Consider the following 24,742-nt stretch of genomic DNA (forward strand, 5'->3'; position numbering starts at 1 on the left):
CAGACCGGGCCGGCGTCACGCATCGTTGGCGCTGCGCCTGCGCTTGTGGGCGACGAGGGCCATCAACTCGCGGTCGCGCCAGCGCGTGCGCGCGGCGATGCGGTCGCGCGGCAGGCTGGCGCTGCGCTCCGCCGCGATCCGTTCGGCCAGGGCGGGGCCCCAGTCGGGCCGGCGCTGCTGCGACGGCCACAGCCGGACATAGATGTCCTGGTAGCGCTCGACGTAGTCGGTCACGCCGCCGGGGGCGTTCAGGTCGATGGTCTCGAACGGGCCCATGAAGGCCCAGCGCAGGCCGAGGCCGTCGCGGATCCCGACATCGACGTCCTCGGCGCTGGCATAGCCGTCGTCGACCAGCCGGAATGCCTCCTGCAGCAACGCGCCCTGCATCCGGTTCATGATGAAGCCGGCGAGTTCCTTCTTCATCACGATCGGCACCTGGCCGATGGCGCGCATCAGGGCCGCGGTGCGCGCGACCGTCTCCTGCGCGGTCCAGGGCGCGGGCACCACCTCGACCGCCGGCACCAGATAGGGCGGGTTGATCGGGTGGGCGACCACGCAGCGCGCACCGCCGGACAACCCCTCGGAAAAGGCCGAGGGCAGGATCGCCGAGGTCGAGCTGGCCAGCACCGTCTCCGGCGCCGCCAGCGCGTCGAGTTGCTGCCACAGCGGCCGCTTGACCTCCAGCCGCTCCGGGGCGTTCTCCTGCACGTGGTCCGCACCGTCCAGCGCGTCCTCCAGGCTGGCGGCGACGGCGATGCGCTGCATCACCTGCGCTTCGGTCTGGCCGTCGAGCAGGTCGGCCGCGGCGAGGTCGGCCAGCATGGCCGGGATCAGCGCCCGCGAGGCCGCGGCGGCGCCGTCGACCGGGTCGTACATCGAAACCGCGCAGCCGCCGCGGGCGAAGCTGATCGCCCATGCCCGCCCGATCAGGCCGGCCCCGACCAGTCCGATTTTCTGCACCATGCACCTCCGCCAAGGGTCTAGATTTGCGGCGCCTCGCCGTCGCCGCGCACCATGCACCGGGCCCCGTTGCCATGACCAGAGCCTCGACCGCACCCACCGCCCAGCGCCTGGCCGCCGCCGCGACCGACGCGATCCGGCGTGCCGACTGGCCCAAGGCGGAGGCGACGTTGCGCCGCCTGGTCAAGCTGCGCGATGCGCCGGCGGAGGCGTCCTACAACCTGGCCCAGGTCCTGCTGCGCGCCGGCAAGCCGGAGCAGGCCGGCAGCTGGCTGCGGCGGGCGGTATCGCTGCGCGCCGACTACGGTATCGCCTGGTTCGAACTCGGCCGGTGGCTGGTGGAACAGGGCGAGCCGGCCGAGGCGCGCGACTGCTTTGCCAGGGCCACGGTGCTGCTGCCCGAGGATACCGATGGCTGGCGCAACCTGGCGCGGCTGGCGGAGCGGCTGGGCGATCCCGCCCAGGCCCGCGACGCCTGGCGCCGGATCGCCGGCGCCGGCTTCGCCGAGGCCAGGGTCGGCCTGATGCGTGCGCTGCTGGAGCTGCGCGACCCCGAAGGCGAGGTCCTGCGCCGCGCGCTGTGGCGCGAGCCGGCGCTGCGGCCGCTGGTTCTGCGCGCGGTCACCCGGTCCACCGCCGGCCGCATCGCGCTGGCGGCAGATGGGCCGTCGGCTCAGTCGCCGGAGCGATAGTCTTTGCGATAGACCCCGCGCTCGTCCTGCAGCCGTTGCTGCAGTTCGCGGGTGGCGGCCTGGTGCGCGGCGTCCATCGTCTCGACCGTCAGAGCGATGCGGTCGCGCGGCAGCGGGATCGCCTGCGCCACCGGCGTGCCGGCCGGGATGGTGCCGACGAAGGCGGGATCGGTCCACAGCGCCGGAAAATGGACGTAGCCATCGGCGTAGCTGTCGCAGTCGACCAGGCCGGTCAGCGTGTGGAACGGCGTCGTCGGCCGGCCGAACGGGTGGGTGAACAGCACCGACCAGCCCGGCGGCGCCTGCAGGGTCCAGAAGTTCATGAACTTGACCACGAAGCGCCCGGTGATGGCGAGCGGCGCGCCGCTGGCCTGTTCCGGCGCGTGCACGCCGATCGGCGCCCGACTGGTCAGCTGGTCCGGCAGCGCCGGCGGATTCCAGTCCCAGGCGATCTCGCCGTCGGCGACGTGCAGGTCGCATGCGAGCGGCATCAGCAGGCCGAGCCCGAGGGCGTCGACCAGCGGCGGGCAGTGCTTCAGCGTGCGCATAGGGATGCCGCCCAGGCTGTCGGCCGGCACCTCCGCCGGCATGTCGCGCAGCCAGTCCGGCCGGGCCTCGCGCGCCGGCACCGGCCGCGGCAGGATCGGCTGCAGCGCCGGGTGGCAACGGGCCGTCAGCGCCACGCTCACGCGCTCAGCCCGTCTTGCGCGCGGCCTCGCGCCGCAATGCGAGGGTGTGGGTCACCGCGGCGGCGACAGTCAGCACCACGATGATGGCGCCGATCGCGTTGATCACCGGCGGGTGGCCGTTCGGGTTGCGCACCATCGCCCCGATCTCGGTGGAGAAGGTGCAGGCGCCGCCCTTGGCGAACATGGTGGTGTTGTAGTTCTCGAACGACGACATGAAGGCGATCACCGCGGCGCTGGCCAGCGCCGGCAGCAGATAGGGCAGGGTGATGCGCCGGAACACCCGCCAGGGCGAGGCGCCGAGGTCGAGCGCCGCTTCCTCGTGCTCCGGCGGCTGGCGCTGCAGGCGGGCCATCACCACCAGCATCGGATAGCCGGCAATGAAGGTGGTCTGGGCGATGATCACCGTGGTCAGCCCGGCGCTGACGCCCATGCCGTTCCACAGGATCATGGTCGACAGCCCGAGCACGATGCCCGGCGCCAGCATCGGCGACAGCAGCACCCACCACAGGAAGCTGTTGAAGCGGGTCTGCCAGCGGGTCAGCATCACCGCGCCCGCCAGCCCCAGCACCAGCGACAGCGGCACGACGAAGGCGGCGACGATCATCGAGTTGCCGAAGCAGTCGTACAGCCGGGGCCGGTCCAGGCTGCGCAGCACCGGGTCGGCGCGGAGCCCGGTCTCGTCCATCCACAGGAAGGCGTACCACTTGCCGGTCAGGCCCTGCCAGTCGGTGACGCTGGGCGGCGAGACGTCGTTGAACGAGGCGACGATCAGCAGCAGCAGCGGCAGGAACATGAACAGCAGGAACAGCCAGGTGTAGCCGCGCAGCAGGCGCGCGCTGAACCGATGCGTCGCGGCGGCGCTCATGCCCGCACGAAGTCCTTCAGCCGCGCGCGCACCGCCCACATGAACACGCCGACAATGGCGAAGCAGATGAACATGTAGGCGAAGGCGTAGGCCGAGCCGAGGTTGCTGTTCTGCGATTCGAAGAACTTGTTGTAGATGGTCTGGCTGAACCATTCGCCCTGCAGGCCGCGCGAGATGATGCGCGGCACCGAGAAGGCGCCCGCCGACAGCATGAAGGTGGCGATGCAGCCGACCGCGATGCCCGGCTTGGCGTGCGGGACGATGATGCGGCGGTGGATGCGCCAGGTGCTGGCGCCGAGGTCGTGGGCCGCCTCGATCTGGTTGCGGTCCAGCGTCGCCATCACGTTGTACAGCGGGAACACCATGAACAGGATGTAGGTGTAGACGATCACCACGAAGACGGTGATCGGGCTGCGCTTGAACGCGATCGCCTCGTCGGCGGCGAGGTCGAGCACGCCGAGCCAGTCGAGGATCTGGTTGAACACGCCGTTGGCGTCGATCAGCGCCACCCAGGCGTAGATCCGCATCAGCTCGACCGTCGCATAGGGGATGATCAGCGCCAGGAACAGCCAGACGGCGCGCTGCGGCGTGGCCACCAGCGCCAGGTTGTAGGCGATCGGATAGCAGGCGATGAGCGCGAGCCCGGTGGCGAGCACCGCGAACAGGATCGTGCGCATCAGGGTGGTCAGCGTGATCCGCTCATAGACCGTGCCGTCGCGCTCGAACCGCAGGCCGATCCATTCCTGCAGCTGGCTGCCGAACTCGGCATCGGCGCGGGCCTTGGCCTCCTCGGTCAGCGGGATCGCCCGCGGCTCGAAGATGAAGGCGAAGTTGGCCAGACCGTGCGAGCTTGCCGAGGCTTCCGCCTGCAGCAGTTGCGCGCGCAGCGCCTCGGCGGCGTCCTGCACCGCCTGCGCCTGGGCGAGTTGGGTTTCGAGGTCGGCGCTGCCGTCGACCGCCAGGGTCGCGATGCCGTATTCGAGATCGAGCCAGGCCTGCTCGCCCTCGTCGCGGGCCAGCATCTGGTGGGTGGTGGCGCGGTCGCACTGGATGATGTAGGGCAGGCCGCTGCCGCCGGGGCTGGGCGCGGCCATGATCGAAGGCGACGGCGACGGCGAGGGGGACGGCGTGATCGAGGGGATCGCCAGCCCGCCGCCGTCCTGGTCTGCGCCCGTATCGTCGCGATAGGATTCGAGGACGGTGCGACAGGTGTGCGCATCCTGCCCGACGGCGTAGGCGATGGAGGAGTCGAGCTGGCGCAGCGGCGTGCGCAGGGCGCTGTCCAGCATGCTGACCTGCGGCAGGATGATCAGCAGTACGCCCCACAGCGCGGTCACCGAGACGAACAGTGCCGTCAGGCCGTGGCCGTAGGCCTGGATCAGCCTACGCATTCTCGGCCATGTCGCGGCCGGTGGCGGCCAGGGCGCCGGCGGGCAGCACGATCGCGTCCTCGCAGGCGAAGCCGATGCGCTGCGGGCCGGCCATGTCGCGCCCGGCGTTGCCGGTATTGGTCAGGTGCATCGTCACCTCGCGCTGCCCGGCGCGTAGCAGCACGTTGACGAACGGACCCTCCAGGTCGCGACGCTCGACCGCGGCATCGAGCTCGTTGCCGTAGCGATCGCCCGGCTGCTGCGCGGCGAGGCCGACATGTTCGGGCCGCACGAACACCATCGCCTCGGCGCCGACCGGCAGGTTGCCCGGATTGCGGCCGAGGAACCGGCCGAGCGGGGTCTCGACATAGGCCATGCCGTCTTCCAGCGCGGCGACGCTGCCCGGAAACACGTTGGTCTCGCCGACGAAGCTGGCGACGAAGGCGGTGGCCGGGTTGCCATAGACCTCGTCCGCCGGACCGACCTGCTCGATCACGCCCTCGCGCATCACCGCGACGCGGTCCGACATGGTCAGGGCCTCGCCCTGGTCGTGGGTGATGTAGATGAAGGTGACGCCGGTCTTGCGCTGGATCGCGCGCAGCTCCGCCCGCATGTGCTGGCGCAGCTTGAGGTCCAGCGCCGACAGCGGCTCGTCCAGCAGCAGCACCGACGGCTCGACCGCCAGCGCCCGCGCGATCGCCACCCGCTGGCGCTGGCCGCCGGACAGCTCGGTCGGCTTCTTCTCGCCCTGACCGGTCAGCGCGACCAGGTCGAGCAGTTCCATCGCCCGCTTGCGGCGGGAACGCCGGTCGACGCCGCGCGCTTCCAAACCGAAGGCGACGTTCTCCCACACCGTCATCAGCGGGAACAGCGCGAGGTTCTGGAAGATCAGCGCCGTCGGCCGCGCGTTCGGGCCGGAGCGGCCCATGTCGACGCCGCCGATCAGGATGCGGCCTGCCGACGGCTGCACGAAACCGGAGACGGCGCGAAGGATGGTGGTCTTGCCGCAGCCGGAGGGGCCGAGGATCGAGAAGAACTCGCCCGCCTCGATGGTCAGCGAGGTCGGCTGGACCGCCGTGAAGCCGTTGGGATAGGTGATCCGGAGCTGGTCCAGGACCACGTCCTTGCCGTGCATGGCCGCTGCACTCGTGGCGCGGGCGCAGGCGGGCCGGCCGCGGGCGACGTGCCCGGCGGCCGGCCCGCAGCGGCCGTCAGGCGTTGGTGATGATCTCGACGAACTCGTCGCGCACCGGCGCGAAGAAAGCCGTGTCGGCCTGCCACCACCACATGTTGTTCAGCACCTCGGCGGTGTAGGTCTCGTTGAACTGGCGCTTGAACTCGTCGGAGGCGAAATCGGCGGCGCCGGCCACGGCGGAGTTGTAGCCGGTGTTGTTGGAGAACATGCCGCCGATCTCCGGCTTCAGCACGAAGTTGATGAAGGCGTAGGCCTGGTCGGCGTTGGCGACCCCCGACGGGATGCCGATCGAATCGAGCCAGGTGATGATGCCGTCCTTCGGCGCCCGGTAGACGAAGTTCGGGTCCTCGCGGTTCAGCAGCAGCCCGGTGGTGTCCCAGGTCTGGCCGATGACGCAGCCCGCGTCCTTGAACGCGCCGGTCGCCTCGGTGGCGTTGTTCCAGAAGGCGCCGAAATTCGCCTTGTGCTCGATGATGAACTGGGTGACCGCGCCCCAGACCCGGCGCGCATCGTCCTCGGACTTGTAGACGTCGAGCATGCGGTTCGACGGCACCTCGCCGGTGGCGTCGAGATAGAGGCCGGTGCCCATGATCGCGGATTTCTGGCGGAACGCCGCCGCGCCCTCGGCCTCCGACCGCCACAGGTCGCCGAACGACAGGTCCGCGTCGCTGATGTTCAGCGCGCCGCGGTTCAGGGTGATGCCCTCGGTGCCCCAGTCGAACGGGATCAGATAGCGCTTGCCGTTATAGGTGGCGCCGAGCTGCACGGAATCGCGCAGGAACGACGGAATCACCGAGTCGAGATTGGCCTTCGCCTCGTCGATCGGTGCCAGCCAGATGCCGTCCGGTGCGTTCGGGTCCTCATAGCCGGCCCGGTTGGTGATCGAGGGCATGATGACGTCGAAGCCCTTGCCGCCGTTGGCGCGCAGGGTCGATTCCGCCTCGTCGTTGGAGCCATAGGTGGTCAGGTTCAGGGTGATGCCGGTCTCGGCCTCGAACGCCTCGGCGATGTTGGGCTGGACGTAGTCCTGCCAGGCGAAGACGTTGACGGAGCCCGACGTGGCGAGCGCGTCATGGGCGCGCAGGACGGCGGGTGCAGCGACGGCCGCGGCCGCGCCCTTGAGGACGGAACGGCGTGAAATGGGCATCGGAAACTCCCTGTGCATTGCTTGCGGTCTTCTTGGGCATCTACCAGCGTCGCATGCCACCCCGATTACGGTTCGATGACGGTCTTGTGACACTCCGGAATCGCGACCGAATCGGGCGCTCTGGCGCCATTCTGGTGACATGGCTGACGGCTAGAGACGCTACGGTAGCGCCGCACGATGCGGCGGGCGAGTCGAAAAAGCGCGGCGAGGGAACGGCGATGAACGTGCTGTTGATCACCTGCGACCAGTGGCGAGGCGACTGCCTGTCGGCGCGCGGCCATCCGGTCGCCCGCACGCCGGCCGCCGATGCGCTGGCGGCGCGCGGCGTGCTGTTCGCCAGGCATTACTGCCAGGCGGCACCGTGCTCGCCGGCACGGGCGTCGCTGCTGACCGGCCTCTACCAGATGAACCACCGGGTCTGCCGCAACGGCACCCCGCTGGACGACCGGCACGACAACATCGCCCGCGCCGCCCGGCGCCTGGGCTACGAGCCGGTGCTGTTCGGCTATACCGACACCGGCATCGACCCGCGCGGGCTCGATCCGGCCGACCCGCGCACCCGCACCTATGAAGGCGTCCTGCCGGGATTCGTCCAGCGCCGCCCGTTGCCGGAGGAATCCGGGCCCTGGCTGCAGTGGCTGCGCCGCCACGGCGTCGCGGTGCCGGATTGCGGCCTCGATGTCTACCTGCCGGCGGAGGGCCCAGCCGACCCGCCGTCGGGCGCGCCGGCGCGCTTTCCGGCCGACCGGTCGGAGGCCGCATTCCTGGCGGAGGGGTTCATCGACTACGCCAGCGAAATGGGCGCGAGCCCCTGGTTCGCCCATGTCAGCTTCCTGCGCCCGCATCCGCCGTTCATCGCCCCGGCGCCCTACAACGCGCTGGTGAAGCCGGAGGCGGTGCCGGACTTCGTGCGCGCGCCCTCGCTGGCGCAGGAGCGGGCAGGGCACCCGTTCCTTGCCTATGCGCTGGCCGGCCAGCGCAAGGGCGATTTCGTCTATGGCGCCGAGGGCCTGGCCACCGACTGGGACGACGCGGCCCGGCGCCGGATCAGGGCGACCTACTACGGCCTGCTGGCCGAGGTCGACGCGCAGGTCGGCCGCATGATCGCGCATCTCGAGCGGATCGGCCGCCTGGACGACACGCTGGTCGTGCTGACCACCGACCATGGCGAGATGCTGGGCGACCATTATCTGTTCGGCAAGCTGGGCTATTTCGACCAGAGCTTCCACATCCCGCTGATCGTCGCCGGTCCCGGTGTGGTCGGCGGCCGCAGGGTCGAGGCCTTCACCGAATCGGTCGACGTGATGCCCACGGTGATCGACCTGCTCGGCGCCGCGGTGCCGCGCGCGGTCGACGGCCGCTCGCTGCGGCCGTTCCTGCAGGGACGGGACGCGGAAGGCTGGCGGGATGCGGCGCATTGGGAGTTCGATTTCCGCGAGGTGGCGACCGGCGCGGCGCAGCGCGCGCTCGGGCTGGATCTGGACGACTGCGCGCTCGGCGTGCTGCGCGACGACGCGTTCAAGTACGTGCACTTCACGGCACTGCCGCCGTTGCTGTTCGACCTCGCCCGCGACCCCGGCGAGCTGTGCAACCGGGCGGAGGATCCGGACTATGCCGCGGTGCGGCTGCGCTATGCCGAGCGCATGCTGGCGTGGCGCGCCCGCCACCTCGACCGCACGCTCAGCGGGATCGAGTTGCACCCGTCCGGCATGGTCGCCGCCGGGCGGGCCGAAACGAACCAATTTGGGCCCAATTGATGGCAATTAATGGATTGAAGCGGCCCGAAATCTGAGGCTAGGTTGCCTCGATGGGAACCAATCGCGGTTACAGCCACATCATCGTCGGTGCCGGTTCCGCCGGCTGCGCGCTGGCCAATCGGCTGTCGGCCGACCCGGCGACGCGGGTGCTGCTGGTCGAGGCCGGCGGCTGGGACCGCGACCCGCTGATCCACGTGCCGCTGGGCTGGGGCAAGATCCTGCAGCGCCGCCTGCACGACTGGATGTACTTCAGCGAGCCGGAGGACTCGGTCGGCGGCCGCCGCATCGAATGCGCGCGCGGCAAAGTGATCGGCGGATCGTCGTCGGTGAACGCGATGGCCTATGTCCGCGGCAACCGCGCCGACTATGACGGTTGGGCCGAGGCCGGGCTCGACCGCTGGTCCTATGCCCATGCGCTGCCCTATTTCCGCCGTCAGGAAAGCTGGGCCGGCGGCGCCGACGCCTATCGCGGCGATTCCGGACCGCTCGCGACCCAACCCTGCCGCTATCAGGACCCGCTGGTCGAGGCCTTCGCCGACGCCGGGCGCGAGGCCGGACACGGCTGGACCGACGACTACAACGGCGCGCAGCAGGAGGGCTTCGCCCGCCTGCAGATGACCATCCGCAACGGCCGGCGCTGCAGTGGCGCCACCGCCTATCTGCGTCCCGTCCTCAAGCGGTCGAACCTCGACGTGATGGTCGGCGCGCAGGCGACGCAGGTGCTGCTCGAGGGCCCGCCGCGCCGTCGGCATCGAGCTGGCGCGCGGCGGAATCCGCGAGGAAATCCGCGCCGACAGCGAAGTGATCCTGGCCGGCGGCGTGATCAACTCGCCACAGCTGCTGCTGTTGTCGGGTATCGGCGATCCGGCGGCGCTGGCGCGGCACGGGATCGCGGTCAAGGCGGCGCTGCCCGGGGTCGGCGCCAACCTGCAGGACCACGTCTCGGTCATCCTGATGTATCAGCGCAAGGAGCCGGGACCGTTCCACCGGCTGATGCGCCTCGACCGCGTCGGCACGGCGATGGCACGGGCCTATCTGACCGGAACCGGGCCCGCGGCCGACGTTCCCGGCGGCATCACCGCCTTCCTGCGCAGCGATGCCGGCCTCGCGCTGCCTGACATCCAATTTCTGTTCACGGCGGCGCCGCTGGGCGCATGGCCCTACCTGCAGCCGTTCAAGGCACCGTTCGCCGACGGATTCGCCAGCCGCATCGTGATGCTGCAGCCGGAAAGCGAAGGCACCGTCGCGCTGGCCGGACCGGACCCGCTGGCCAAGCCGCTGATCCGCTCGAATTTCCTGGCGACCGACGCCGACTGGCGCACGTTGCGCCGCGGCGTCGAAGATGGCCCGCGCGGTCGCCGCGCAGCCGGCGCTGCGTCCGTTCATCGCCAGCGAGATCGCGCCGGGCCTCGACAAGACCACGCCGGACGCAATCGATGCGCATATACGCAGCACGGCGATCACCGTGCATCACCCGCTGGGCACCTGCCGGATGGGCCCGGACGACGACCCGCTGGCGGTGGTGGACCAGGACCTGCGGGTGCGCGGGGTCGACGGGCTGCGGGTGGTCGACGCCTCGGTGATGCCGCGGCTGGTGCGCGGCAACATCAATGCGGCGGTGGTGATGATCGCCGAAAAGGCGTCGGACCTGATCCTGGGCAAGACCCCGCTGGCGCCGGCCGCATCGGTGGCACCGGGCGCGGCCGCCGCCTGAGACTACTCGGCGGCGATGCTCTCCCGCCGAGCGCGATAGCCGGTCGGCAGCGCGTCCGCGAACAGGCTCTGGTGCACGTCGCTCAGATGCTCGTGCATCAACTGCTCGGCACGGGCGCCGTCGCGTGCCGCGATCGCGGCGACGATCGCCTCATGAAAGGCCGCATGGGCCGACTGCCGCTTGAAGCAGTGCCCGCTCTCGCCGAAGCGCGCCATCGCCTCCTCGCGCAGCGCGCCGCTGAACGCGTCGAAGAACATCAGGAACAGCGCGTTGTGCGACAGTTCCGCGATGAAGCGGTGCAGGGCGGTATCGGCGGCCTGGTAGGCGGTATGCTCGGCGGCATCGCGGGTGCGCTGGGCGAGCCTGCGCAGGCGCTGCACATCCTGCTGCGAAGCATAGAGCGCCGCGCGCCGTGCCATGATCGGCTCGATGATCAGCCGCAGCTCGATCATCTCCACCGGGTTGGCGCGCTGCGCCAGCCAGCGCCAGTCGTCCTGTACGGGGACCTCGCCGCGTCGCGGCGCCGGTGCCGCCTTGTCGACGACGAAGGTACCGCGGCCCTGGTGGCGCTGGACGACGCCTTCCTCCTCCAACTCGGCCAGCGCACGACGCAGCACCCGGCGGCCGGTACCGAGCTGTTCGGCCAGCACGCGTTCCGGCGGGACCCGCCCGTCCGATTGCTGCGCCCAGCTGCCGATCATCTGCCGCAGCGACGCCAGCGTGTTCTGATAGCGCTCCATTCCAGCCATCCGAAATCGCCGCGGCCGCCTGCCGTGGCCGCACTTCGCGCGCGCCTGCCTGCACGCCGTCGTTCTGCATACACCAGCCGGAGCGCATTGGTCCACACGCCAGCATGCACGCGGGGCCTGCACGCCGGACGGCGGCGACCGCAGTCGGTTGACAACCGCCGGCGGAGTGGTGTCATCTGATGGCGGAATTGGTGCGCTCGTTGGGTTGGATGCAACCAATTTGGTTCGCATCCGTCTTGCGGGCGCTGCTGGGCTCGGGGGAGGAGCGGCCACCGCCAGTTGTGTCCGCTTTGCTGGCGCGGCCCGTGCACAGGTGTCATTCTGGCGCCTGGGCACGGGCCAACCGGCACGTGATCGACGAAGCAAGGCCTGCGCCCGGCCGCGTCGGCGCGGGCAACAAGGGCGAGGTTGTTCAGGAGGGCGATGATGAAGCATTTCGATCCGAAGTCGACCAAACTGCGTGCGGGCCTGCTGGCGAGCGCGCTGACCGGGGCGATGCTGGCGTTGCAGCCGGCCCTGGCGGCGGACGTGACCAGCATCGCCATCTTGGTGCCGGAGCAGGGCACCGACTATGGCTGGAACCAGCAGGGGGTCGACGCGGCGCGCGCGGTGGCGGAGACCTACGGGCTCGAGTTCCTGCCGGCCGAGGGCCTGGGCTACGGCGACGTCCGGCCGACCCTGCGCGAACTGGCCGAGGAAGGCGCCAGCCTGATGATCGCCCACGCCAGCGGCTACAACACCGCGGCGCCGGAGATCGCGGCGGAGACCGGCGTGCCGGTGGCGATCGTCGACCGGCCCGACGACATCCAGGCCGGCCTGGTCGCCGACTACACGCTGCACGGCCACACCGGCGCCTATCTGGCCGGCGCCATGGCGGCGATGATGACCCGCACCGGCACGGTCGGCGTGGTGGTGTCCGGCGAGCCGCCGTCGTGGAACTCGCAGTCGGCCGGTTTCGCCCAGGGCGTGCGGGCGACCAATGCCAACGTCAAGATCGTCTATGCCGTGATCGGCCCGGCCGCCTACAGCGACGCGGCCGGCGGCCGCCGGGTCACCGAATCGGTGATCGCCGCAGGCGCCGACATCGTGTTCGGCCAGGGCAACGGCTCCAGCTTCGGCATGATCGAGGCGGTGGAGACGACGCCTGCGGTCGATGGCGGTCAGGCCTGGTTCATCGACGTCATCGGCGACAAGTCGGAGCTCGACAAGGGCTTCCTGCTGTCGTCGGTGCTGTGGAACATGGTGCCGGTCTACTCCGCCATGGTCGAGGACCTGCGGGCCGATACCTTCGGCACCAAGAGTTACACCATCCAGCTGGCCGACGATTCGGTGCAGCTGCTGCAGACGGACCATATTCCGGCCGATGTCTGGACCGCGGTGATGCAGATCCGCGACCAGATCATCGACGGCACCGTGACCGTCGACCTGATCACCGATGCCCAGGCCGTGCGCGACCTGATGACGTCGGTGGAGATCGGCGAGGAGTAATCCTCCCGCCGCGCCGCCTGCGGCGGTGCGATCCCAGCCTTGTCCGGGGCTGCGGCCGTCCATGCGACCGGCCGGTTGCAGCCCCGGCGCCATTTCTGCTTTGAATCGGCGACGGCCGGGGCCGGCATGACCGGCAGACGGAACATATGACGATGGACGCGGTGCAGCGCGACGGAACGGCGGCGATCGCCCTTACCGGAATCACCAAGCGTTTTCCCGGCGTGCTGGCCAATGACAACATCTCGCTGCAGTTCAACCGCGGCGAGGTGCACGCGCTGCTCGGCGAGAACGGCGCCGGCAAGTCCACCCTGATCGGCATCATGGCCGGGATGCAGCAGCCCGACGCCGGCCAGATCGCGGTCGAAGGCCACGCGGTCAGGCTCGGCGCACCGCACGACGCGCTGGCGCGCGGCATCGGCACGGTCTACCAGCACGTCCTGCTGATCCCCAGCCTGACCGTGCTCGAGAACCTGATGCTGGGGTCGCCCTGGTACCGGCCCTACAGCCGCGCGCGCACCCTGGCCCGGTTCCGCGAGCTGTGCGCGCTGCTGGCGATCACCCTGGACCCCGACGCACCGGTCGGCCGGCTTTCGCTCGGCGAGCAGCAGCAGGTCGAGATCGTGCGCGCCCTGTGGCACGGCCAACTGGTGCTGATCCTCGACGAGCCGACCTCGATGCTGACGCCGAAGGGGGTCGAGGAGCTGATCACCGTGGTGCGGCGGCTGCGCGACCACGGGCTGGCGGTGGTGTTCATCACCCACAAGCTGCGCGAGGCCTACCAGTTGGCCGACCGCATCAGCGTGCTGCGCCAGGGACGCGTGGTCGGCGAACTGGCTCCGGACCGCCTGCGCGGGATGAGCGAGCACGCGGTCATCGACGCGGTGGTCGCGATGATGTTCGGACGGGCCGAGGCCGACGCCGACCTGGAGGAGGTGCTTGTCGGCGAGGCCCGCGCGCACGAGGCACTGCGGCCGGTCGACCGCACCGGCCCCGCCAAGCTGACCATTGCGGGGCTGTCGACGGTCGGCGAGCGCGGCGAGTGCGCGCTGACCGACGTCGGCTTCGCCGTGTGGCCGGGCGAGATCCTCGGCATCGCCGGCGTCGACGGCAACGGCCAGAAGCATCTGGCCGAGGCGCTGGCCGGCCAGCGTCACGCAACGGCGGGTACGATCCTGCTGAACGATGCCGACATCACCCGGATGGGCGTGCCGCAACGGCGCGAGGCCGGGGTCCGCTATGTCACCGACGAACGGCTGGACGAGGGTACCGCCGGCGGCCACTCCGTGGCGGTCAACCTGATCCTGAAGGACATGGGGCAGGCGCCGTTCTGGCGCGCCGGGCTAACCCGCTGGGGCGCGATCAACGGCCATGCCCGCGCGCAGATCGCGGCACACGACGTGCGTACGCCGTCGGAGCGGACGGCGATCGGCAAGCTGTCGGGCGGCAACATCCAGAAGGTGCTGCTGGCACGGGAGCTCTCGCGCTCGGCCCAGCTGGTGGTGTTCAACAAGCCGACCTACGGCCTCGACCTGCAGACGACGCAACTGGCGCGCAGCCGCATCCGCCAGGGCGCCGGCACCGAGGACGCCGCGCTGGTGGTGATCTCGACCGAGCTGGACGAGCTGTTCGAGGTCTGCCACCGCATCGCCGTGCTCGATCGCGGCCGGCTGGCCGGCATCGTCGACAACCGCGCCGGCGCCGAGACGGAGATCGGCCGCCTGATGACCGGCACGGCCGGCAAGGCGGCGCCGCAATGAGCGAGGCGGCGCTGCAGCGGACGCCGGCAATGGCGGCGCGTCTCGGCGGGCTGGTCCGCATCCTGGTGCCGGTGCTTCTGGCGCTGGTCGCCGGCGGGCTGCTGCTGCTGGCCTGGGACATCGACCCGCTGGCCTACTATGGCTACGTCATCGACCGCGGCCTGTTCAGCGCCACCGGGCTCGAGGGCTCGATCACCCGCACCGCGCCGCTGCTGCTGATCGCGGCCGGCCTGATCGTGGCGTTCCGCGCCGGGCTGTGGAACCTGGGGGTCGACGGCCAGTTCCTGTTGGCCACCGTCTGCGTCGCCGCGCTGGCGCCGGCGCTGGCGCCGCATGTGCCGCTGCTGCTGATGGACCTGATCTGCTTCGCGGTCGCCTTCGCGGTGGCGGCGGCATGGTCGCTGATCCCCGCCTTCCTCAAGGCGGTGCACGGCATCAACGAGATCATCTCGACGCTGATGATGAGCTTCCTCGGCGTCAGCCTGGCCAACATCCTGATCAAGACCGCGTTCAACGACCCGTCGACGACCGTGCCGCAGACCGCCACCCTGGAGGTGGCCGACCGCCTGGGCCGACTCGGCGATTCCACCGTGCACTGGGGCGTGCTGCTGGCGGTGGCGGCGGTGATCGGCGTCCACCTGATGATGGAATACACCGCCTTCGGGCTGCGGCTGCAGGTCGTCGGCGCCAACCCGCGCACCGCGGTGCACGCCGGGCTGAACCTGCGGCTGCTGACCTTTCTGGCCTTCGGCATCAGCGCCGGCCTCGCCGGCATCGGCGGCGCGGTCGACACCGTCGGCGTGCTCGGCACCATCCGGGCCGACTGGAACCCGGCCTACGGCATCCTGGTGATCCCGCTGGTGTTCCTCGCCCGCTTCAACGGCTTCGGTGTCATCGCCTTCGTGTTTTTCTTCGCGGTGCTGATGATCGGCGGCGAGAGCGCGGCCCGGCGGCTGGGCGTGCCGAACTTCTTCGTCCTGGTGCTGGTGGCGCTGCTGCTGCTGTTCCTGGCCGTGGTCGAGTATCTCGACCAGGAATGGCGCCGGCGCAGGATGGCCTGAGCGATGGACGCGCTGCTGACCGAGGTGTTCATCGGCTCGCTGCTGTTCGGCGCGGTGACGGCGGCGGTGCCGCTGCTGCTGGCCGGCCTGGGCGAGCAGGTCTCCGAGAAGGCCGGGGTACTCAACATCGGCATCGAGGGCATGATGCTGCTCGGCGCCTTCGTCGGCTTCGCGGTGACCTACAAGGAGGATTCCTTCTGGCTGGGCTTCCTGGCCGGCGGTGCCGCCGGAATGGCCGCTGCCGCGCTGATGGTGGTTTTCTGCGTCTTCGCCGGGATGAACCAGATCGTCGTCGGCATCGCCATCACCCTGGGTGCGGAGGGGCTGACCGCACTGCTGCACCATTTCGAGTTCAGCCGCAGCTATCCGCGCCTGCCCAAGACCGAGACGTTGCCGATCCCGGGCCTCAGCGATCTGCCGGCTGTCGGTACGGCGTTCTTCGACCGCAACCCGATCGTCTATCTGGCGGTGCTGCTGGCCTTCTTCCTGGTCTGGTTGTTCCGCAAGACCCATATCGGGCTGAACCTACAGGCGGCGGGCGACAAGCCGGCGGCGCTGGACGCGGCCGGCGTCAGCGTCCGCACCACCCGCGCGGCCGCCGTACTGACCACCGGCTTCCTCGCCGGCGTCGGCGGCGCCTTCCTGTCGTCGGTGGGCGGCGGGCTGTTCCTGCCGTTCATGACCGGCGGCGCCGGCTTCATCGCCATCGTCCTGGCCATGCTGGCCCGCGGCAAGCCGACCTGGGTGCTGATCGGCGCGTTCCTGTTCGGCATCAGCCTGTCGCTGACCACCGCGATGCAGGTCGCCGGCATCAACGTGCCGACCGACCTGATCCAGATGCTGCCTTTCGCGATGGTGATCCTCGTGCTGGTGGCATTCGGCCGCAACAGCCGGCTGCCGCCCGCGCTGGGCTTGCCCTATCGCCGCGGCGCGCGTTGAATGCCCTGAAACGACGGAGAGAGCCCATGGCCGAGACCAAGGTCTATTTGCTGGACGGCGGCACGCTGGTGATCGACGGCTTCCACGCCTTCTGGAACCGCGGGCCGGGCGGCGAGCTGCGCTTTCCCTGCTATTCCGTCCTGGTCGAGCATGCCGACGGCCTCTACATCTTCGACACCGGCTACGACTTCGACCACGTGATGAAGGTGCTGCCGTTCGAGAAGCCGATCCAGGACCCGGCGCAGACCATTCCCGGCGCGCTGGCCGCGATCGGCAAGAAGCCGGAAGACATCAACTACGTCATCAACTCGCACTACCACTTCGACCATTGCGGCGGGAACAAGCACCTGACCGCCGCCTGCACGGTCTGCCACGCCAAGGAGCTGGAGGCCTGCAGCTGCCACCAGCCGTTCGAGCACCTGGGCTACTCCGACCTCAGCTTCGCGCCGGAGCTGGCGGCGAAGAAGGCCGGCACCGAGCCGGCGCTCGACATCTACACGCCGAAGTTCGAGACCGTGACCGGCGACCAGGAGATCGCCAAGGGCCTGTGGCTGTTCGAGACGCCGGGCCACACCGCCGGCCACTATTCGATGATGGTGGAGCTGGCGAACCGGCGGCCGATGCTGTTCACCGCCGATGCCTGCTACTCCAAGAAGAACATGGACATGATGTGCATCTCCAGCTTCCACCTCGACCCGACCGCGAGCCTGCGCTCGATGGTGCGGCTGAAGGAACTGGCCGAGAAGCACGATGCCGAGCTGTTCTACTCCCACGACCCCGACAGCTTCGGCGACTACATCAAGGCGCCCGGCTACTATTCCTGACCGCCCCCGGCACGCGCCGCCGTGCGTCCTTCGAGACGCCGCCCTGCGGGCGGCTCCTCAGGATGAGGGGCGGGGGTGTTTGGCAGCGACGATTGGAACGCGGCGGCGATTGCGCTCGCTCGCGCGAAATGTGCGTGCGCCGATCGGCGCAAGACCGATGGAGCCGCACCGCCCTTCCTCATCCTGAGGAGGCGCGCAGAGCGCGCCGTCTCGAAGGACGCACCCTGTTCGCTATCCGGCCGCGTCGATCACGGCCATCGCAGCCGCCACGCCTGCGGGCACGTCGGCGCGGAAGCCGAGGCGGTTGAGGGCGCCGCCGAGGGCGGCGATGGCGACGACGGCGTAGATCGGTTCGGCGGTCGGGCCCATGTGGCCGATGCGGATCAGCTTGCCGAGGGTCTCGCCGCGGCCGACCGACAGCATCACGCCATAGCCGTTGCGGGCGGCAGCGATGATGTCGCCGTCGCGCAGACCCTCGGGCACCGCGACCGCGGTGGTGGTCGGCGAGGCAATGGCCTCGTCGGCGGCCCACAGCCGGCAGCCCATCGCCTTGACGCCGGCACGGCACGCGGCAGCGGTCAGCGCGTGGCGGCGCCAGACATTCTCCGGGCCTTCGGCCAGATAGACGTCGATCGCGGCCGACAGGCCGGCGATCTCCGAAACCGACGGCGTGAACGGGAACGGTGAGTCCTTGCTCCAGGCGTGCTGCCAGTCCCGCAGGCTGAGGATCGAGGCGGTGGGGCAGTCGGGGTTGGCCGCCATCTGCGCCCACGCCGCCTGGCTGACCGCGATGACGGTCACGCCCGGCGTGCCGCCCAGGCACTTGCCCGGCCCGGTGATGAACACGTCGGCATGGCAGTCGGCCGGGTGCACGTCCATGCCGCCGAACGACGACACCGCGTCGACCAGCAGCAACGCACCGTGATCGTGGACGATGCGGCCGATCTCGTTCAGCGGGTTGACGGTGCCGGACGGGGTGTCGTGATGGACGACGGAGACGATCCTGATGTCCGGCCGCTGCTTGAACGCGCGGGCGACGTCGGCCGGGTCGATCGCCGCGTTGTACGGCACCTCGATTTCGACCATGTCGCCGTGATAGCGCGCCGACCAGTATCCGAAGCCCTTGCCGTAGACGCCTGAGGCGAGGTTGAGCACGGTATCGTTGCGGCCGATCAGCGAGGCCGCGGCGGCCTCGATCGCCACCGCCGGCTCGGCCTGGATGATCAGCGCCGGGTCCGGCCAGCGCATCGCCTCGGCGCAGCGGCGCGCCACCTGCTCATAGAAGTGCAGGAAGCTGGGGTCGTAGTCGTAGCCGAGCGGCCGGGCCATCGCGAGCAGCACCTCGGGATAGCCCTGCACCGGGCCGGAGGTCAGCGTGATCACCGCCTTCTTGATCGGTGCGTCGCTCATCGTCTTCTCCCTATTGGTCCCGCCGCGCGGAACCATGATAGGGTCCGATCATGAACGACGCCACGGGGAAGCGCAGGCAGCGCCGATGACGCAGGGCCGCACCGCGTATGATTTCGTCGTGGTCGGGGCCGGCACCGCCGGCTGTGTGCTGGCCGCGCGGCTGAGCGAGGATCGGCACGCCAGGGTGGCCCTGGTCGAGGCTGGGCGCGCGGCCAGCGACCCCGCCATCGCCGACCCGCTGGCTTGGCCGGCCCTGCAGGGCTCCGCCGTCGACTGGGGCTATGCGACCGTGCCGCAGGCGGCGGGGCGGCGGCACGCGTGGCCGCGCGGGCGCGTGCTCGGCGGGTCCTCGGCGATCAACGCGATGGCGCATGTGCGCGGCCACCCCGACGACTTCGACCGGTGGGCGGCGGCCGGTTGCCGCGGCTGGGGCTATGCCGACCTGATGCCCTACTTCCGGCGCAGCGAGGATTCGCCGCTGGCGCCGTCGCCCTACCATGCCGCCGGCGGACCGATCCGGCTGATGCGGCCGGAGGCGCCGCATCCGATCACCGAGGCCTATCGGGCGGCCGGTGCGGAACGTGGGCTGGCGCCGACAGCGGACCATAATGGTTCGCAGATGGCCGGGCCGACGCTGAACACGCTGACCATCGACCGCGGCCGCCGGCAAACGGTGGCCGACGCCTATCTGACCGAGGCCGTGCGCGCGCGGCCGAACCTGGCGCTGCTGACCGGCCTGCTGGTCGACCGGCTGGCGCTGGAGCCGGACGGCCGGTGCACAGGGATCGCCGTCGTCGACCAGTCCGGCACGCGCACGATCCGCGCCGACCGCGCGGTGGTGCTGGCCGCCGGCGCGATCGGCTCGCCGGCCATCCTGCTGCGTTCCGGCATCGGCCCGGCCGACGAACTGGCGGCGCTGGGCATCCGGCCGCTGGTGCCGCTGGCCGGCGTCGGCGCCAACCTGCACGATCATCTGCTGTCGGGCGGCAATGTCTATCGCGCGCGCCGGCCGGTGCCGCCGTCGCGCTACCAGCATTCCGAGTCGCTGATGTACATCGCGGGCGAGGGTGCCGACCCGGCGCCGCAGCTGGTGCTGGCCTGCGTGATTGCACCGGTGACGACCGAGGCCTTCACGGCGCCGGAAGCCGGCAGCGCCTACACCGTCATGTTCGGCTTCACCCATCCGCGCAGCCGCGGCACGCTGCGGCTGGCTTCGGCCGACCCGCTGGCGCAGCCGCTGCTCGATCCGGCCTATCTGTCCGATCCGGCCGACCGCGCCCGTTATGCCGAGGCGCTGGACTGGGCGCGGGCGGTGGGCGGCGCGCAGGCGCTGGACGACTGGCGGGCCGACGAGCTGCTGCCGACGCCGGCCGATCTGGCCGACGAGGCCGCGCGTCAGACATTCCTGGCCCGGGCCGCCTATACCCACCACCACCCGGTCGGCACGTGCCGCATGGGCACCGGCGCGGATGCGGTGGTTGGCCCGGACCTGGCGGTGCGCGGTTGCGAGGGCCTGTATGTGGCCGACGCGGCGGTGATGCCCTCGATCACCACCGGCCCGGTCAACGCGGCCATCCTGGCGATCGCCGAGCGCGCCAGCGACCTGATCGCGGGACGCGATCCGCTTCCGCCCTACGATCCGCGGACGGTGGTGCAGCCGTGAAGCACGCGCTTGCCGTTGCCGGCGTGCTGGTCCTGGCCGGCTGCACCGCCGGCGGTTCGCCGCCGACCGCGGCTCCGCCCGCCACCGTTACGATCGCGATCGACAACCGCAGCGGCGCGACCCTGTTCTGCACCGCCGTGCTGGCGCACTTCATCACGCGCGATACCGGGCCGATCCCTTCCGGCGCGCGTGTCGCGCTCGAGTTCGACCGGCCCGACGACCGCGGCACGCTTGCCTACGGCACCCACAACGGCGCGCCGATGTACGTCGAGAACCTGCTGTGCGGCCGGGAAGGGGCGTGGGACGCGACCCGGGTCGACATCGACCTGCGCCCGGCGCGCAGCGGCACGGCGGAGCGCTATGCGTTGCGTTGTACGGACGGCGAACCGCTCGCCTGCGCGCTCGAACCGCAACCCTGAGCGGCCCGCGCCGGCTCAGCCCGCCTTGCGTCCGTGCAGCACCATGTTGAAGGCGGAGGCGGTGGCCAGCGAGAGATCGTCGAACCCGGCCCGCTGTGCGACGACCCGCAGCCGCGCCGGCCCCGCCTGCGCGCCCAGCGCCGCGCCGACCTCCTGGCTCATCGACGCCGGGGTGCAGACGCAGGTCGAGCCGGAATAGTAGAGCCGGCCGACCGGCGTCAGGTTGTCGGCCAACCGGTCGTTGGCGAAGGGCTCGACCAGCATGACGATGCCGCCGGGCTTCAGCGCGGCATGGGCGTGGGCCATGGCGCCGACCGGGTCGCCCATGTCGTGCAGGCAGTCGAAGAAGGCGATCACGTCGAAATCGCGCTCGGCATAGCCCTTTGCCGCGGCCACCTCGAAGCGTGTGTTGTGCAGACCCGCCTCCGCCGCTGTCTCGCGGGCGCGGTCGATCGAGGGGCCGTGGAAGTCGTAGCCGACGAAGTTCGCATTCGGGAACGCCTCGGCCATCAGCGCGGTCGAGATGCCGTAGCCGCAGCCGACGTCCGCCACCTTGGCGCCGGCACGCAGCCGCTCGGCCAGCCCGACCACCGCCGGGATCCAGTGCTCGACCAGGTTGGCGATGTAGGCCGGGCGGAAGAACCGCTCGGTGCCGCAGAACAGGCAGCTGTGGCGGTCGCCCCAGGGCACGCCTCTGCCGGAATGGAAGGCCTCGGCGATGCGGTCGAGGTCGTGGATCATCGACGCGGTCGACAGGAAGAAGCCCTGCAGGTTGTCGGGGCTGTCGTCGTCGGCGAACACCAGCGCCTGCTCCGGCGTCAGCGTGAAGCTCGGGATCGCCGGGTCGCAGTCGATCCAACCGGCCGCGGCCAGCGCGTTCAGCCATTCGCGCACCATCCGCTCGGCACAGCCGGTGCGCGCGGCCAGCTCGGCGGAGGTCAGCGGCCCGGCGCCCGCCATCGCCTTGAACAGCCCGGTCTTGTCGCCGAGCATGGCGACCACCATCGACGCCGCCCCGCCCAGCTCGGGCATCAGCCGCGCCTTGAAGGCCTCGAGTTTCGCCGGATCCGCTGCGGTCGCCATCGCCTTCCTCCCCAGAAGCGCAGTGGCGGCAGCTTACGCCGGGACGGCCCTCAGATCGATCCCGCCTCGACCATGTAGTTGTTGGCGGTGCACATCGCGCCGTCGTCGGAGGCGAGGAACAGCACCATGCGTGCGAGATAGACCGGCTCGATCAGGTCGGGCAGGCACTGGTTCTGCCGATGGCGCTCCAGCGCCTCGGGCGTGGCCCACAGCGTCTTCTGCCGCTCGGTCATCACCCAGCCGGGCACCACGGTGTTCACCCGGATGCGATGCTTGCCGAGGTCGCGCGCCATGCCGCGGGTCAGGCCGTGCACGGCCGCCTTGGCTGTGGTGTAGACCGGCATGCCGCTGGCCTTCTCCCACCAGCTGTTCGAGCCGAAGTTGACGATCGCGCCCTTGCCGGCCCGGATCATCCCCGGCGCCACCGCCTGGATGGCGAAGAACATGTGGCGCAGATTTGTGGCGATCCGCTCGTCGTAATATTCGGGCGTCACGTCCTCCCAGCCGTGCCGGTCGTCGCGCGCCGCGTTGTTGACCAGCACGCCGGCCGGCCCGAGCGCCGCCTCCATGCCGGCAAAGGCGCGCTTCAGCGCCTCGATGTCGCGCAGATCGGCCGCCTCGAAATGCACCTTGGTGCCCCCGGCCTTCAGATCGTCGGCCAGCGCGGTGCCGCGGGCCGCGTCCATGTCGACAAACCCGATGTGCGAGCCCTGGCCGGCGAATGCGCGAACGATCTCCTCACCGATGCCGGAAGCGCCGCCGGTGACGAAGACGACGACGTCCTTCAGGCTCGGATAGTTTGCGAAGCTCATCGCGCGTTCCCCTCGTTGCTGCCGGCGGTGGCATGGGTGTTGAGCATTCGCGGGCCGCCGTCAAGGCTTCACCGTCCGTCCCGCGATGCTATGGTGCCGGCCGATTCGATGGAGCGAAGGGGGAAGCGGTGAGCGATCATCCGGCACTGGCGGCGGGCAACGTCGCGGTCATCACCGGGGCGGCAAGCGGCATCGGCCTGGCCGCCGCCGAGCGCTTCGCGTCACGCGGCATGCAGGTGTGCCTGGCCGACGTGACCGCCGACGCGCTGGCCGCCGCGTCGGCCAAGGTTGCCGGCTTGGCCCGCGATCCGGCGGACGTCATGCACATGGTCACCGACGTCGCCAACGAGACCGCCCTGCAGCGGCTTAAGGATGCGGCCTATGCCCGTTTCGGCGCCGTCCACGTGCTGATGGCCAATGCCGGTGTCGAGCCGGTCGGCCGTGCGCTGGAGGCCGGCGCGGCCTGGACCCGCATCATCGAGATCAACCTGTGGGGCGTGATCCGCACGGTCCAGACATTCGCCCCGGCGATGATCGGGCAGGGCAGCGCCGGCGCGATCGTCAGCACCGGCTCGAAGCAGGGCATCACCACGCCGCCCGGCAACACCGCCTACAATGTCGCCAAGGCCGGGGTGAAGGTGTTCACCGAGGCGGTGGCGCACGAGCTGCGCGAGCAGCCGGGCTGCCGGATCACCGCGCACCTGTTGGTGCCGGGCTTCACCTTCACCGGCTTCACCCGCGCGCGCACCCAGACCAAGCCGGCCGGCGCCTGGATGCCGGAGCAGGTGATCGATTTCATGATGGCGCGGATGGCGGAAGGCGACTTCTACATCCTCTGCCCCGACAACGACGTCACGCGCGAGATGGACAACAAGCGGATGCTGTGGGCCGCCCAGGACCTGATCGAGAACCGGCCGGCGCTGTCGCGCTGGCATCCCGACTGGAAGGACGCCTTCGCCCGCTTCATGCAGTCATAGGGTCGCCGGTCAGGCGGTGCCGAAGAAGGCCGCCATCTCGTCGATCAGCTGGCGGTGGAACTGCCGCACGCGCTCGCGCGGCTGCTGGTATGCCAGCCGCGGGCCGAGCGGATCCGGCGCCTCGATGGCGGAGCCGGCCATCGCCGCGATCACCGCATGGCCGCAGAACGGGACATGCACCTCGGCATAGCCGCCCTCGTGGGCCATCGCCAGCCGGCCGTCGCAGATCTCGTCGCAGAGCGCAAGCAGGCGCCGCGTCATCGCGCCGAACGTCTCCGCCGACGCCAGCGTGCGCGACAGCGGATCGACGCCGGAGGCATCGAAGCCGCAGGCGACGACGACGCAGTCGGGCCGGAACCGACGCAAGGCGGGCTCGACGATCCGTTCGAAGGCGTGGAGATAGGCATCGTGGCCAGCGCCAGGCGGCAGCGGCACATTGATGTTGCAGCCTGCGCCGGCGCCGCTGCCGCGCACCTCCGCCCCGCCGCTGTCTGGCGGATAGTTGTTGTCCTGGTGCAGCGAGACGGTCAGCACGTCGCCGCGCTCCAGGAAGATCGCCTCGGTGCCGTTGCCGTGATGCACGTCCCAATCGACCACCGCCACGCGCTCGGCCTTGCCGGCGGCGCGCGCCGCCTCGACCGCGATGGCGATGTTCGCCAGCAGGCAGAAGCCCATCGGCGTCGCCGGCAGGCAGTGGTGGCCCGGCGGGCGGCTGAGGGCATAGGCGTTGCGGACCCGGCCATCCAGCACGTCGAACAGGGCGGCCTTGACCAGGCCTGCAGACAGCGCGGCGATCTCGAAGCCGCCGGGCCCGAAGGGCGTGCGCTGGCCCAACTCGCCGCCCTGCGCGTCACTGAGCGCCTTGAAGCGTGCGATGTAGTCGCGGTCGTGGACGCGCAGCAGGTCCTCGTCGGTGGCCGGCTCGGCCGAGCGCATGTCGAGCGCTGCGGCCAGGCCGGTCACCTCGATCAGATTCTTCAGCCGGCGCTTTCCCTCCGGGTGCTCGGGCAGGCCCGGGCCGGCCAGCGGCTGCACCAGTCCGCCGACCGGGGCGAGGAACGCATAGCGGTCGGCCGAGTGCCAGAAGCAGCGTTCGTCAGAGAAAAAAGCCGTTCGTGCCATGAATTACCGAGGCCTCGCAAAGGGGACAACAGGCTGGCCATAGACCACC

22 protein-coding genes and 1 pseudogene are annotated in these 24,742 nt (G+C 70.5%); 12 read left to right on the forward strand and 11 right to left on the reverse strand.

Going from position 1 to position 24,742, the window contains the following annotated elements; all coding sequences use genetic code 11:
- Positions 1-15: 15 nt before the first annotated feature.
- Positions 16-960, reverse strand: coding sequence for a 3-hydroxyacyl-CoA dehydrogenase (locus R3F55_03645; protein MEZ5666526.1), 945 nt, complete (start codon positions 958-960; stop codon positions 16-18).
- 74 nt (positions 961-1,034) lie between these two features.
- Between R3F55_03645 and R3F55_03650 the strand changes: the two genes are divergently transcribed.
- Positions 1,035-1,652 carry a tetratricopeptide repeat protein gene (locus tag R3F55_03650; GenBank protein ID MEZ5666527.1) on the forward strand — a complete coding sequence of 206 codons (618 nt, stop codon included), beginning with the start codon at positions 1,035-1,037 and terminating at the stop codon, positions 1,650-1,652.
- Here R3F55_03650 and R3F55_03655 read toward each other — a convergent pair.
- The 5 genes from R3F55_03655 to R3F55_03675 form a co-directional block, all read right to left on the reverse strand.
- Positions 1,634-2,341 (reverse strand): hypothetical protein, encoded by a 708-nt coding sequence (locus R3F55_03655; protein ID MEZ5666528.1) that lies wholly within the window; start codon positions 2,339-2,341, stop codon positions 1,634-1,636. The genes R3F55_03650 and R3F55_03655 overlap by 19 nt on opposite strands.
- A gap of 4 nt (positions 2,342-2,345) precedes the next feature.
- Positions 2,346-3,206 carry an ABC transporter permease gene (locus R3F55_03660; GenBank protein ID MEZ5666529.1) on the reverse strand — a complete coding sequence of 287 codons (861 nt, stop codon included), beginning with the start codon at positions 3,204-3,206 and terminating at the stop codon, positions 2,346-2,348.
- The gene (locus R3F55_03665; GenBank protein MEZ5666530.1) at positions 3,203-4,597 is read right to left on the reverse strand and encodes an ABC transporter permease; all 1,395 of its coding nucleotides are present in this window, start codon (positions 4,595-4,597) and stop codon (positions 3,203-3,205) included. The genes R3F55_03660 and R3F55_03665 overlap by 4 nt, the downstream gene beginning before the upstream one ends.
- Positions 4,590-5,711 carry an ABC transporter ATP-binding protein gene (locus R3F55_03670; protein MEZ5666531.1) on the reverse strand — a complete coding sequence of 374 codons (1,122 nt, stop codon included), beginning with the start codon at positions 5,709-5,711 and terminating at the stop codon, positions 4,590-4,592. The genes R3F55_03665 and R3F55_03670 overlap by 8 nt, the downstream gene beginning before the upstream one ends.
- 76 nt (positions 5,712-5,787) lie before the next feature.
- Positions 5,788-6,918 (reverse strand): extracellular solute-binding protein, encoded by a 1,131-nt coding sequence (locus R3F55_03675; GenBank protein ID MEZ5666532.1) that lies wholly within the window; start codon positions 6,916-6,918, stop codon positions 5,788-5,790.
- Between the two features lie 218 nt (positions 6,919-7,136).
- Between R3F55_03675 and R3F55_03680 the strand changes: the two genes are divergently transcribed.
- The 3 genes and pseudogenes from R3F55_03680 to R3F55_03690 all read left to right on the forward strand — a co-directional run bounded on the left by R3F55_03680 (position 7,137) and on the right by R3F55_03690 (position 10,389).
- On the forward strand, positions 7,137-8,675 hold the full coding sequence (locus R3F55_03680) for an alkaline phosphatase family protein (GenBank protein MEZ5666533.1): 1,539 nt from the start codon (positions 7,137-7,139) through the stop codon (positions 8,673-8,675).
- 50 nt (positions 8,676-8,725) lie between these two features.
- Positions 8,726-9,949, forward strand: a pseudogene (locus R3F55_03685) (GMC family oxidoreductase N-terminal domain-containing protein).
- 68 nt (positions 9,950-10,017) lie between these two features.
- Positions 10,018-10,389, forward strand: coding sequence for a GMC oxidoreductase (locus R3F55_03690; protein MEZ5666534.1), 372 nt, complete (start codon positions 10,018-10,020; stop codon positions 10,387-10,389).
- Between the two features lie 2 nt (positions 10,390-10,391).
- On the opposite strand, the gene R3F55_03695 is transcribed toward R3F55_03690, so the two are convergent.
- Complete coding sequence (locus R3F55_03695) at positions 10,392-11,129, reverse strand: FCD domain-containing protein (GenBank protein MEZ5666535.1); 738 nt, start codon at positions 11,127-11,129, stop codon at positions 10,392-10,394.
- A 504-nt stretch (positions 11,130-11,633) separates the two neighbouring features.
- Here R3F55_03695 and R3F55_03700 point away from each other — a divergent pair.
- The 5 genes from R3F55_03700 to R3F55_03720 all read left to right on the forward strand — a co-directional run bounded on the left by R3F55_03700 (position 11,634) and on the right by R3F55_03720 (position 17,207).
- Positions 11,634-12,626, forward strand: coding sequence for a BMP family protein (locus R3F55_03700; protein MEZ5666536.1), 993 nt, complete (start codon positions 11,634-11,636; stop codon positions 12,624-12,626).
- Between the two features lie 152 nt (positions 12,627-12,778).
- Positions 12,779-14,383, forward strand: coding sequence for an ABC transporter ATP-binding protein (locus R3F55_03705; GenBank protein MEZ5666537.1), 1,605 nt, complete (start codon positions 12,779-12,781; stop codon positions 14,381-14,383).
- Positions 14,380-15,444 (forward strand): ABC transporter permease, encoded by a 1,065-nt coding sequence (locus R3F55_03710; GenBank protein ID MEZ5666538.1) that lies wholly within the window; start codon positions 14,380-14,382, stop codon positions 15,442-15,444. Before R3F55_03705 ends, R3F55_03710 begins: the two co-directional genes overlap by 4 nt.
- A gap of 3 nt (positions 15,445-15,447) precedes the next feature.
- Positions 15,448-16,383, forward strand: a complete 936-nt coding sequence (locus R3F55_03715) for an ABC transporter permease (GenBank protein ID MEZ5666539.1) — start codon at positions 15,448-15,450, stop codon at positions 16,381-16,383.
- Between the two features lie 26 nt (positions 16,384-16,409).
- Positions 16,410-17,207, forward strand: coding sequence for an N-acyl homoserine lactonase family protein (locus R3F55_03720; protein ID MEZ5666540.1), 798 nt, complete (start codon positions 16,410-16,412; stop codon positions 17,205-17,207).
- A 231-nt stretch (positions 17,208-17,438) separates the two neighbouring features.
- Here R3F55_03720 and R3F55_03725 read toward each other — a convergent pair whose 3' ends face one another.
- Positions 17,439-18,617, reverse strand: a complete 1,179-nt coding sequence (locus R3F55_03725) for an alanine--glyoxylate aminotransferase family protein (protein ID MEZ5666541.1) — start codon at positions 18,615-18,617, stop codon at positions 17,439-17,441.
- Positions 18,618-18,702: 85 nt separating this feature from the next.
- Here R3F55_03725 and R3F55_03730 point away from each other — a divergent pair, with 85 nt between their 5' ends.
- Positions 18,703-20,280, forward strand: coding sequence for a GMC family oxidoreductase N-terminal domain-containing protein (locus tag R3F55_03730; protein MEZ5666542.1), 1,578 nt, complete (start codon positions 18,703-18,705; stop codon positions 20,278-20,280).
- Positions 20,277-20,699 (forward strand): hypothetical protein, encoded by a 423-nt coding sequence (locus tag R3F55_03735; GenBank protein ID MEZ5666543.1) that lies wholly within the window; start codon positions 20,277-20,279, stop codon positions 20,697-20,699. The genes R3F55_03730 and R3F55_03735 overlap by 4 nt, the downstream gene beginning before the upstream one ends.
- Before the next feature lie 15 nt (positions 20,700-20,714).
- Here R3F55_03735 and R3F55_03740 read toward each other — a convergent pair whose 3' ends face one another.
- On the reverse strand, positions 20,715-21,782 hold the full coding sequence (locus tag R3F55_03740; GenBank protein ID MEZ5666544.1) for a class I SAM-dependent methyltransferase: 1,068 nt from the start codon (positions 21,780-21,782) through the stop codon (positions 20,715-20,717).
- A gap of 50 nt (positions 21,783-21,832) precedes the next feature.
- Positions 21,833-22,594, reverse strand: coding sequence for an SDR family oxidoreductase (locus tag R3F55_03745; GenBank protein MEZ5666545.1), 762 nt, complete (start codon positions 22,592-22,594; stop codon positions 21,833-21,835).
- Between the two features lie 128 nt (positions 22,595-22,722).
- On the opposite strand from R3F55_03745, the gene R3F55_03750 reads away from it, so the two are divergent.
- Positions 22,723-23,571, forward strand: a complete 849-nt coding sequence (locus tag R3F55_03750) for an SDR family NAD(P)-dependent oxidoreductase (protein MEZ5666546.1) — start codon at positions 22,723-22,725, stop codon at positions 23,569-23,571.
- A 9-nt stretch (positions 23,572-23,580) separates the two neighbouring features.
- Here R3F55_03750 and R3F55_03755 read toward each other — a convergent pair whose 3' ends face one another.
- Positions 23,581-24,693, reverse strand: coding sequence for a class II histone deacetylase (locus tag R3F55_03755; GenBank protein MEZ5666547.1), 1,113 nt, complete (start codon positions 24,691-24,693; stop codon positions 23,581-23,583).
- Positions 24,694-24,742: the final 49 nt, after the last annotated feature.

This window comes from Alphaproteobacteria bacterium, from assembly GCA_041396705.1.
Taxonomy (GTDB): Bacteria; Pseudomonadota; Alphaproteobacteria; order CALKHQ01; family CALKHQ01; genus CALKHQ01.